Raw genomic sequence first — 9,090 nt, forward strand, 5'->3', positions numbered from 1 at the left:
ATAGCCGAGGTAACCCACCCAACCGAGCGCGAAGTCGAAGGGCAGGCCGGTGGCGACCACCCGGTGATCTTTCAGATCGGCCTCTATCCAGTCGAAGAATGCGCCCTCGACGACGCGCGTGCCCTCCGTAGATCGCACCGTGACGCGACCCTCCCACACGTCTGCCGTCGCGATGCGGGCCAGCGGGCCGCACGCATCACCCATGAACGAGAACCGGCCGTACGCCGCATGCGGGAGGCTGCTGTCCAGCCAGAAGGAGTGGTCCGACCCCTGGTAGAACGCATCGAAGACCTGCTCGGCCTCGACGTCCAGCTTCAGCGCGCGGTGCGCGACCCGCAGGCGCCGAGGTGGTCGGTTAGCATGCGGTGTCCCAGTGGCCTCGGTGGGCGTCTCGGCGGTCCGACGTGAGCCGCTGGGTCGAGCCGGTGGTCGAGCTTGTCGAGACCGTCGAGACCCGGCGATCCGCGCCGCCGGGACGGAGAAGCTGCGCGCTGCCGGCTCGCTGTCCGCCCGGGCGGCGTGCCAGCGGCGGGTCAGTTCGGCGAAGTTGCGCATGATGTGGTGGCCGTGCTCGGTGCACACCGACTCGGGGTGGAACTGCACTCCCCACATCGGCTGATGGCGGTGGCGGAGCGCCATCACCAGACCGTCGGGAGTCCACCCGATGGCCTCGAGCTCCTCAGGCAGGTGGTGGGCCAGCAGCGAGTGGTAACGAACCGCCGCGAAGGGTGAGGGCAGGCCGGCGAGGATGTCGACCTGCCTGTGGACCACCTGCGACTGCCTCCCGTGGACCGGCTCCGGTGCCGCCCCGATCTCACCGCCGAGGACGGCGGCGAGGCCTTGGTGGCCGAGGCAGACGCCAAGCAGCGGCCGGCTGGCAGCCCGGATGGCATCGGCGCAGATGCCGAAGTCTGCCTGTCGTTCCGGCCGGCCGGGGCCGGGCGAGATGACGATGTTGTCGAACCGATCGAATTCCGCGATCGTCCACCCCGGCTCGTCGTTGCGGACGACCTCCGGAGTCCTTCCGGTGACCTCGGCCACGAGATGGAACAGGTTGTAGGTGAACGAGTCGTAGTTGTCGATGATCAGCGTCCGCAATCCAGCACCGGTCACCTTACATATCGCCACCCTCGTCGAGCAGGCGCCCGATCTCGCGCTGGATCAGGCCGAGACGCGCCTCCTTGACCAGCGGGACCGCGCGGCGACGGCGCCGTACGTCTGCGAGGTCGATGTCCACGGTCAGGATCTGCTCCTGGTCCTGCTCGGCCTCCGCGACGACGTTGCCCCAGGGGTCGATGACGTGCGAGCCGCCCCAGAACCGGAACCGGCCCTCGACGCCGACGCGATTGACGAACACCACGAAGACCTGGAACATCCGGCCGTAGAACCGGGTGATGTCGTGCCAGTACTCGTGGGAGTCGTAGCGGTCGGGGAAGCTGCTCTGTGAGCTGGCCGCCGGCACCAACATGACCTGGGCGCCGTCCTGAGTGGCCAGAAAAGCCAGCTGCGGCTGCCACGCGTCGTTGCAACACAGCACCGCCATCCGGGTATCGGGTCGGGCGTCGAAGGCGCGCAACCTCGGTCCCGGTGTGAAGTGGTTGCGCTCCTCAAACGGCTGGTACGCCGGCAAGTACAGCTTGCGGTGCACGTGCACCAGCCGTCCCGCCTCGTAGTACGCCGTGCTGTTGTAGGTGTGCGCACCTGGCGGGCCGGCCTCGACGAAACCGACGCAGAGCCCGGCCTGGCCGGCGGACTGGGCGAGCTTCTCGATCCGCGGGTCGTCCGGACGCATCGACAGGTCGGCGTCGACCTCACCGATGGAGTACCCGGACAGGAACAGCTCCGGCAGCACGACGAGGTCCGCCGACTCAGCGGCCGCTGTCTCCACTGCGTGGCGCGCTGACTCGAGGTTGGCGTCGATCTCGCCGAGCCGGGAGTCGAGCTGGGCGAGGCTGATCCGCATGGACCCTTCCCTTCACACGTCTCGGACCCCAGACAGAGTCCGGGATCCGAGACGATCAGACGATGGCTGTCAGCCGATGAGGCCGTTGTCCTCCAGCCACTTCTTGGCGACCGCCTCTTCTGGCAGCCCGTCCACGTCCACGGAAGCGTTCAGCTTCTGCAGCTCCTCGGTGGTGAGCTTGTCGGCGATCGGCTGGAGTACATCCTCCAGCTCCGGGGAGTCCTTGAGCACCGAGTCGTTGACAGTCAGCGCCAGCTCGTAGCCGGGGAAGAACTGCTTGTCGTCCTCGAGCACCACCAGGTCGTTGGCGGGAATCTGGCCGGCGCTCTCGAACACCTCGCCGAAGTTGCAAGGGTCAGCCTTGGGCAGGGCGGTGTAGATGATGTTGAGGTCGACCTCGGTGATCTGGTCGTCGGGAAGCTTGAAACCGTAGGCCTCCTCCACGCCGGGGAACCCGTCGTCGCGGTCGAGGAACTCCGCGGCCGCGCAGAGAGAAGCATCCTCGGGTTTGCTGTTGGCCAGCTCTGCGTAGTCCGAGATCGTCGTCACCCCGAGGGAGTCAGACGTCTCCTGAGAAGCGGCGAAAGCGTAGGTGTCGTTCGCCTCCGTCTTCAGGATCCACTTGACGCCGTTCTTGGCGTCCTGCTCGGCGACCGCGTCGAACAACTCCTGGGGGTCCTTCGGCACGTCCTCGGGAGAATTCCCGAGGATTTCGATAAAGCCGGTGCCGGTGTACTCCCAGTACATGTCGATCTCACCGCTCTCGAGGCCCTTGCGGGTGAGCGCGGTGCCTTCGGTGCCTGTCTCGTCCTTCACGGTCGCGCCGGCATCCTCGAGTGCGAGGATCGTGATCTGGCCGAGGATTACTTGTTCGGTGAACTCCTTGGACCCGACGGTGAACGACTTGCCGGCCAGGTCGCCGCTGCCACCACCGCTGTCGCCGCTTCCGCATGCGGAAGCTACCAGGGTGAGCCCGGCGGCGAGCGCGGTCAGCCGCGCCAACTTCATTGAGTAGCTCATGATGGCTCTACCTTCCGTTGGGTGTTTCCCGTTGTCGAGTGTTGTTGCATCAGATCACAGTCCCCGCGGGCGTAGGAAGTCTTCCGCGAGTCCAGCCAGGTAGTCGACGAGCAGCGCCAGCACCGCCACCAAGATGCCGCCGATGATGGTGATGAATGGATGGTTACCCGAGTATCCCGACACGATCAGACTGCCCAGAGTTCCCGCGCCGATGAACGCACCGAGGGTCGCCGTGCCGACGTTGATGGTGAGTGCGGTCCTGAGGCCAGCCATGATGACCGGCACCGCCAGCGGCAGCTCGATCCGGGTGAGGACGGCGAGCTTGGTCATGCCCATCCCGCGCGCGGACTCGATGACCGAGGCGTCGACCTGGGTGAGCCCGACCATCGTGTTGCGTAGCACTGGCAACGTCGTATAAGCGGCCAAGGCGACGACTGTCGGCACGAATCCGATGCTCCATACGATCGCAAAGATGAGCAGCAGCCCGATCGTCGGCACTGCCTGACCGATGTTGAAGAAGGCGATAGCAAAGGGGGTGACCGGGCGGGCGAAGGAGCGGGTCAACAAGATCCCGACCGGGATGGCGATGACCAGCACGATCAACGTCGAGATAACCGTCAGCTCGAGGTGTTCCACGGTCCTGGCGACGATGTAGTCGAACGCGAGACGCTTCGACTCGGTCGAGTCCAGGTCCTTGCGGCTTATGGACACGAAGGTGAACACCAGGACGAGAGCGAGGAGCACGGGCATGAACAGGTAGCCCCCGAGCGAACGTCGCCGACGGGGAGCGGTGACGACAGCGGCAGCGGACGCGACCAGCGGGGGCTTGGAGGTCGTGGACACGTCAGCTGTCCTCGTGCTCGTCGTCTCCACCACGAAGGCGGCCCTGCTCCGCGCGCCGCAAGCTGCGCACGGTCTCGTTGATCGTGTCGATGTCGACGATGCCCTGGTAGGCGTTGGAGGAGTCCACGACGATCGCGGTGCTGTAGCGCGCAGAAAGCATCTCGTTGAGCGTGTCGCTGAGCGTCGCGTTCGGCTGAACCACTGCCTCGGCAGGAAGGCCGAGCTCAGAGAGTGGACGGCTGCCGCCAGCACGTTGCAGATGGTCGGCGTTGACCCATTTCACGGGGCGCCGCTGGCTGTCGAGGACGAGGACGGCACTCTTGTCGCTGGCCTCGAGCAGGCGGTGCACCTCGTCCCGGCTCGCCCCTTGCTCCACCGTCGGCCACTGGTGCAGCTCGACGTCTCGCACCCGGCTCAGGCTGAGACGCTTCAGTGAGGCGCCGCGGCCGATGAAGTCAGCCACGAAGTCGTCGGCGGGGTTGACGAGGATGCGCTCGGGGGTGTCGAACTGGGCGATGTGCGACTGCTCCCGGAGGATCGCGATGCGATCCCCCATCTTGATCGCCTCGTCGATGTCGTGGGTGACGAAGATGATTGTCTTCTTGATCCGCTCCTGGAGGCGGAGGAACTCGTTCTGGAGCCGGTCGCGGGTGATCGGGTCGATAGCGCCGAACGGCTCGTCCATCAACATCACGTCGGGGTCGGCGCTCATGGCGCGCGCGACACCGACGCGTTGCCGCTGGCCACCGGAGAGCTCCTTGGGGTAACGGTCCCGATACTGGCCGGGATCCATCCCTACCGTCTCGAGCAGCTCGTCCACGCGCTCCGAGATTCGCTCTTTCTTCCAGCCGAGCAGCTTCGGGACAGTGGCGATGTTGTTGGCGATGGTCGCGTGGGGGAAGAGCCCGATCTGCTGGATGACGTAGCCGATCCGGCGGCGTAGGTGGTCCGGGTTGACCTTGGTGACGTCCTCCTCGTCGAGGAAGATCCGGCCGGAGGAGGGTTCGATGATGCGGTTGATCATCTTCATCGTGGTCGTCTTCCCGCAGCCGGACGGGCCGACGAAGATGACGATTTCACCCTCGGGAATCTCCAGCGACAGGTCGTCGACCGCGGGCTCGCGTTGGCCGGCGAAGCGCTTGGCGAGGTCCTCCAGTCGGATCTTGATGGTGCCGCCGTCGGGCGCAGCCCCGGAGTCTGGCGCTGTCTGTTGAGTGTCAGTCATCGGATGCCTTTCGAGGTCGTCAACCGGAAGATCACGACGTAGACGAGGTCGAAGAGGACGGCCAAGATGATGACGCCTAACGTCCCGGCGAGTACCTCGTTGAGTGCGACCGCACTTCCGATGCTCGCGCCGAAGATCAGCTCGCCCAGACCTGGACCATTGATGTAAGCGCCGATCGCTGCGATGCCGATGAGGAGCAGCGTGGACACCCGCAAACCGGTCAAGACGACGGGCCAGGCCAGCGGCAGTTCGATACGCCACAGTCGCGCGGCCCGCCCCATGCCCATGCCCTGGGCGGACTCGACGATGGCCGGGTCGACCTCCCGGAGCCCGACGATGGTGTTGCGGACGATGGGCAGCAGGCCGTACATCGCGAGTGCGACGATGACCGATGGTGCGCCCAGACCCAGCGCCGGCATCTGGATGAGCAGCGTGAACAGCGCCAGAGAGGGAATAGTCAGGAACGTTCCGGTCACCCCGAGGACAAGCTCGCGAGGACGATCAGTGCGGTAGGTGAGGACACCGAGGCCCACGCCGATGACCGTCGAGATGAGGACCGAGATGATCACGATTACTGAGTGGTCGATGGCGAGCTGGATCACGTCCCGCCAGGTGAACTGAAGGTATGTCCAGAGACTCGAGTACCAGCTCACACCATCAGGCATGGCAGTACCTCCGGCATGCGATCAGCGGATGTGACTCCCATATGTCCCCTCCGTGCGGCGTGTTCCTGACCTTGGCACGGTGACCGAGGCCACACAAGACCGTTGCCCAAACGGCAACGCAGATCGTAGCCCCCTCACCGCCGCCGAGCACCGCCCTGGGAGATCTCGGCGGTGTCGTCCTCGCGGCGGGTACGCAGGAGGAGGCCGACCCAGGTCCGGTAGGGCCGCCAGCCGTCGGCGAGGGCGGTGAGCTGGTCGATGGTGGGCTGGTCGAGCGAGTAGGCGTGGGCCATCTCTTCATGCAGCCGGCGCTCGGCGGTGGGGAACAGATCGGGGTGACCGGCGCCGCGGGCGAGGACGAGCTGGGCGGAGAACGGCCCGATGCCGATCTGGTCAGCTGCGCCAGGGCCTCGTCGGTGCTGACAGAGCGGAGCCGGGTGGCGGCAAGGCGACCCTCGAGCGCGGCGTCCGCAACCGCCCGCAGCCGCTCGACCTTGACCGTCGGCAGCCCGGGAATCGCTCGGTCACGCAGCTGTTGAGGGCCGGGGAAGCAGGTCAGTGACTCCCCGGCGACGATGACAGAACCGCCCAGCTGCTCGGCGAGACGAGCCTTGACGGCGGCCGCCTGAGTGATGCGGACGCGCTGCCCGATGATCGCCCAGCAGGCGGCTTCGTAGGGGGAGTGGAACTGCACCGGGCGCAGGCCCGGGTAGCGGGCCTGCAGCTCGGCTACCACCGGGTCGCGTCGCCCGACGTCGGCGAAGCCGGACCCGTCCACGTCGAGGGACAAGATGCGTGCGACCTGGGCGGCCACCGCTTCGTGGTGGTCCCCGAGCGCTCCGGTCAGCTCGACCGTGGTCACTCCGTCGCGCTGGCGGACAGCGGCACCGACCGGCGCCCACCCGTCATCGGCGGGGAAGGCGAGCCGGAGCACCCCCGGCTCGGCTGCGGCATCGGGCCGGTCGGCGGGGGCGAAGCCTTCGAGGAAGCGGGTGCTCGCTGCCAGGTCGAAGGGGCCGCGGACGGCCAGCTCAAGCGGGCCGGACATCGTGCTGTCAGGCATCTCAACCCCCGTCTGAAATTACTGCCGAGCAGCAGCACACCGGCCTGCGCACCGTCTGACCTTACTGCCGAGCAGCACGCCGGCCCGGGAGAACATGCTGGGCATCCGCGCCGACAACCACGAAGTACGGCGAACACTCAACGCATGAAGTCGTCGATCGCCGCGGCCACCTGGGACGGCTGGTCCTCCGGCGAGAAGTGCCCTGCCGCCGAGGCGATGACGCGGTCTGCGGCGGGCAGCCTCGACTCGAGCGCGGCGCTCACGTCGACGGGCAGCCACCGGTCTTGTTCGCCCCACACGATGCGAGTCGGGGTATGCAGTTGGTCCAACATGGGTTCGAAGTCGGCGGTGTCTTGCTCGTCGAACCCGGAGACGTTTCGCAGCCACAGCCGTTGACCGCGCTCTCCTTCCCACTGGTCGAAGTAGGCGGCGAATACGGCCGGCTCCATGGGTCGCTCGGTGGCGGTTCGAAGGTGCGCGGCGGCCACTTCGCGGAAGATGTGTGTTGGCATGGTCGAGTAGACGTCGAGATGTGCCTTGAGGTGGCGGGTGGTCGCCGTGATCCACGGCCGCAGCACCACCGCGTCGACCAAGACGACGCGCTCGGCCGGGGTGCTCTCGAGGAGGTGCGCCCGAAGCACGGTGGCACCACCGATGTCGTGCCCGACCAGCGTCGGCGACTCCAGGCCCCAGGTCTGCACGAGCTCGGCAAGCACCTGGGCTTGAATGCGAATGGAGACGTCTTGCTGCTCATGCCGCTCGGACTGGCCATAGCCGAGAAGGTCGAGGACGTACACAGTGGATCGCTTGGCGAGCAGCGGGGCGACGTCGCGCCACAGCACCGATCGGCTGGGCGTGCCGTGCACCAGCACCACCGGTGGGCCGTCGCCGAGAACGTCCCACGCAATCTCGCCGAGCCCCGTAGCAGCCCGTTGCTCGAGCCTCCAGGAGGTCGGATCTGAGCCGTGCATGCATTCCACCCTGGCACGGTCGGAAGACGGCGGCCATGGGTCAGAGTCTGAGATTGGGCCAGCCGCGGGTTGCGGTGCGCGACTTCTGTTGCGTACGTCGTCACATTGCCCAAGGAGGTGAGATGCGTGAGCCGTCTGCCAACACAGCCTGGAGGCCGGGTGTGGTGGTGACCCAGGCGGTCGCCCCTGCAGGGCCGGCGTCGATGCGCAGCTCGCTGTCCGCAGGGACGAGCGCGACGTCTCCGGAGTGGAGCTCAGACCTCAGGCCGTCCAGGGTCACCTGCAGCTCACCGTCGAGGACGAGCAGCACCTCTTCGCGGGTCGGGCGATGGGCAACGCCTTGCAAGCCGGCCGGGATCTCGAGGCGCCAAGCGCAGAGCTGGCTACTGCCGCGAGCGGGCGCGACGTACGACAGGAAGCGGCTGCCGTGTCTCTCGAACGGGCTGGCTTCGGCTTCTCGATAGAACGGCATGACGCCCCCATAGTAGACAAGATACTTGTCACTATGGTCAGGCTACTTGGACCAGTATGTCAATCTGTTCTCGTGCCGATAGACAGCTGGCAGACAGCCGCTGGCGTCCTGCGTCTGAGCGGCCAGCTGGTCGAAGGCATCCAGGAAGGTCTCGCCCGCCGAGGCTTCCTCGACGTGCGACCCGCTCAGGGCTTCGCATTCGTCCGGATAGCGATGGCGATGCCACCACCGCCGACGTGGCGCTGCACCTCGAGATAACCAAGCAGGCGGCGAGCCAGCTCGTCGAACACCTCGTGAGGGGCGGATACGTCATACGTCAGATTGATGCACGCGATGCCCGGGCCCGCCTACTCGTGCTCACCGAGCGCGGGCGCGCATGCACCGCCGCCGCCGAAGATGCCGCCGCTGAGACCGTCGAAACGTGGAGAAAGCGGCTCGGGCCGACGGAGTTCGAATCCTTCCAGGCCGCGCTCAGTGCGATCATGACCCCAGGCCGGGTCCGGCCGTCGTGGTGACCATGTCCTCGGCAGCGTCATGGTCGCTGTACGGGTGCCGTGCAGGCACCGCTACCTCCTGGCGGAAGACAGCGCGGCGCAGTGAGCTGTCAGCTCCTCAACGGCGGCTCGCATCGCCTTCGGTCCGAAGCGGCCGGCCGGCCCTTGCAGTCCGAGCACCGCCGTCAGGGCCGCACCAGCGCCACGCACCGGGGCAGCGATCGCGTTGAGGTCCTCCTCGCGTTCACCGACGGCCTGGGCCCAGCCGCGTTGACGGATCGCCACGACCTCAGCTGCCAGCGCCGCAACGTCAGTGATCGTGCGTCTGGTGTACGACGGCAAGGGTCCCGACGGCATCGTGCCGGCGTACGCGA

Annotated in this window: 12 protein-coding genes; 2 read left to right on the forward strand and 10 right to left on the reverse strand. The window is 66.8% G+C overall.

From position 1 onward, the window contains the following. The 9 genes from WKF39_RS16455 to WKF39_RS16495 form a co-directional block, all read right to left on the reverse strand. Positions 1–1,113: gamma-glutamyl-gamma-aminobutyrate hydrolase family protein (locus WKF39_RS16455; RefSeq protein ID WP_340390406.1), on the reverse strand; the 1,113-nt coding region annotated here is incomplete at its 3' end. Position 1,114: 1 nt separating this feature from the next. Continuing rightward, a complete protein-coding gene (locus WKF39_RS16460; RefSeq protein WP_340390408.1) occupies positions 1,115–1,963 on the reverse strand; it encodes a nitrilase-related carbon-nitrogen hydrolase in 849 nt (282 codons plus the stop codon). Positions 1,964–2,032: 69 nt separating this feature from the next. Next, a complete protein-coding gene (locus tag WKF39_RS16465) occupies positions 2,033–2,983 on the reverse strand; it encodes a glycine betaine ABC transporter substrate-binding protein (protein ID WP_340390410.1) in 951 nt (316 codons plus the stop codon). 54 nt (positions 2,984–3,037) lie between these two features. Next, entirely contained in the window at positions 3,038–3,826 is a 789-nt protein-coding gene (locus WKF39_RS16470; protein ID WP_340390412.1) for an ABC transporter permease, read from the reverse strand. A gap of 1 nt (position 3,827) precedes the next feature. After that, positions 3,828–5,051, reverse strand: a complete 1,224-nt coding sequence (locus WKF39_RS16475) for an ABC transporter ATP-binding protein (RefSeq protein ID WP_340390414.1) — start codon at positions 5,049–5,051, stop codon at positions 3,828–3,830. Beyond that, positions 5,048–5,716, reverse strand: coding sequence for an ABC transporter permease (locus WKF39_RS16480; protein WP_340390416.1), 669 nt, complete (start codon positions 5,714–5,716; stop codon positions 5,048–5,050). The genes WKF39_RS16475 and WKF39_RS16480 overlap by 4 nt, the downstream gene beginning before the upstream one ends. Beyond that, entirely contained in the window at positions 5,709–6,779 is a 1,071-nt protein-coding gene (locus WKF39_RS16485) for a hypothetical protein (protein ID WP_340390418.1), read from the reverse strand. The genes WKF39_RS16480 and WKF39_RS16485 overlap by 8 nt, the downstream gene beginning before the upstream one ends. A gap of 137 nt (positions 6,780–6,916) precedes the next feature. Beyond that, positions 6,917–7,750, reverse strand: coding sequence for an alpha/beta hydrolase (locus WKF39_RS16490; protein WP_340390420.1), 834 nt, complete (start codon positions 7,748–7,750; stop codon positions 6,917–6,919). 100 nt (positions 7,751–7,850) lie between these two features. Then, on the reverse strand, positions 7,851–8,222 hold the full coding sequence (locus WKF39_RS16495; RefSeq protein WP_340390422.1) for a cupin domain-containing protein: 372 nt from the start codon (positions 8,220–8,222) through the stop codon (positions 7,851–7,853). A gap of 72 nt (positions 8,223–8,294) precedes the next feature. On the opposite strand from WKF39_RS16495, the gene WKF39_RS16500 reads away from it, so the two are divergent. Then, the gene (locus tag WKF39_RS16500; RefSeq protein ID WP_340390424.1) at positions 8,295–8,480 is read left to right on the forward strand and encodes a hypothetical protein; all 186 of its coding nucleotides are present in this window, start codon (positions 8,295–8,297) and stop codon (positions 8,478–8,480) included. Then, on the forward strand, positions 8,459–8,737 hold the full coding sequence (locus WKF39_RS16505) for a MarR family transcriptional regulator (protein WP_340390426.1): 279 nt from the start codon (positions 8,459–8,461) through the stop codon (positions 8,735–8,737). The genes WKF39_RS16500 and WKF39_RS16505 overlap by 22 nt, the downstream gene beginning before the upstream one ends. A gap of 51 nt (positions 8,738–8,788) precedes the next feature. On the opposite strand, the gene WKF39_RS16510 is transcribed toward WKF39_RS16505, so the two are convergent. Beyond that, a partial coding sequence (locus WKF39_RS16510) for an IclR family transcriptional regulator C-terminal domain-containing protein (protein ID WP_340390429.1) occupies positions 8,789–9,090 on the reverse strand: 302 nt, incomplete at its 5' end.

Origin of the sequence: Aeromicrobium sp. (genome assembly GCF_037719875.1) — a bacterium.
Lineage (GTDB): Bacteria > Actinomycetota > Actinomycetes > Propionibacteriales > Nocardioidaceae > Aeromicrobium.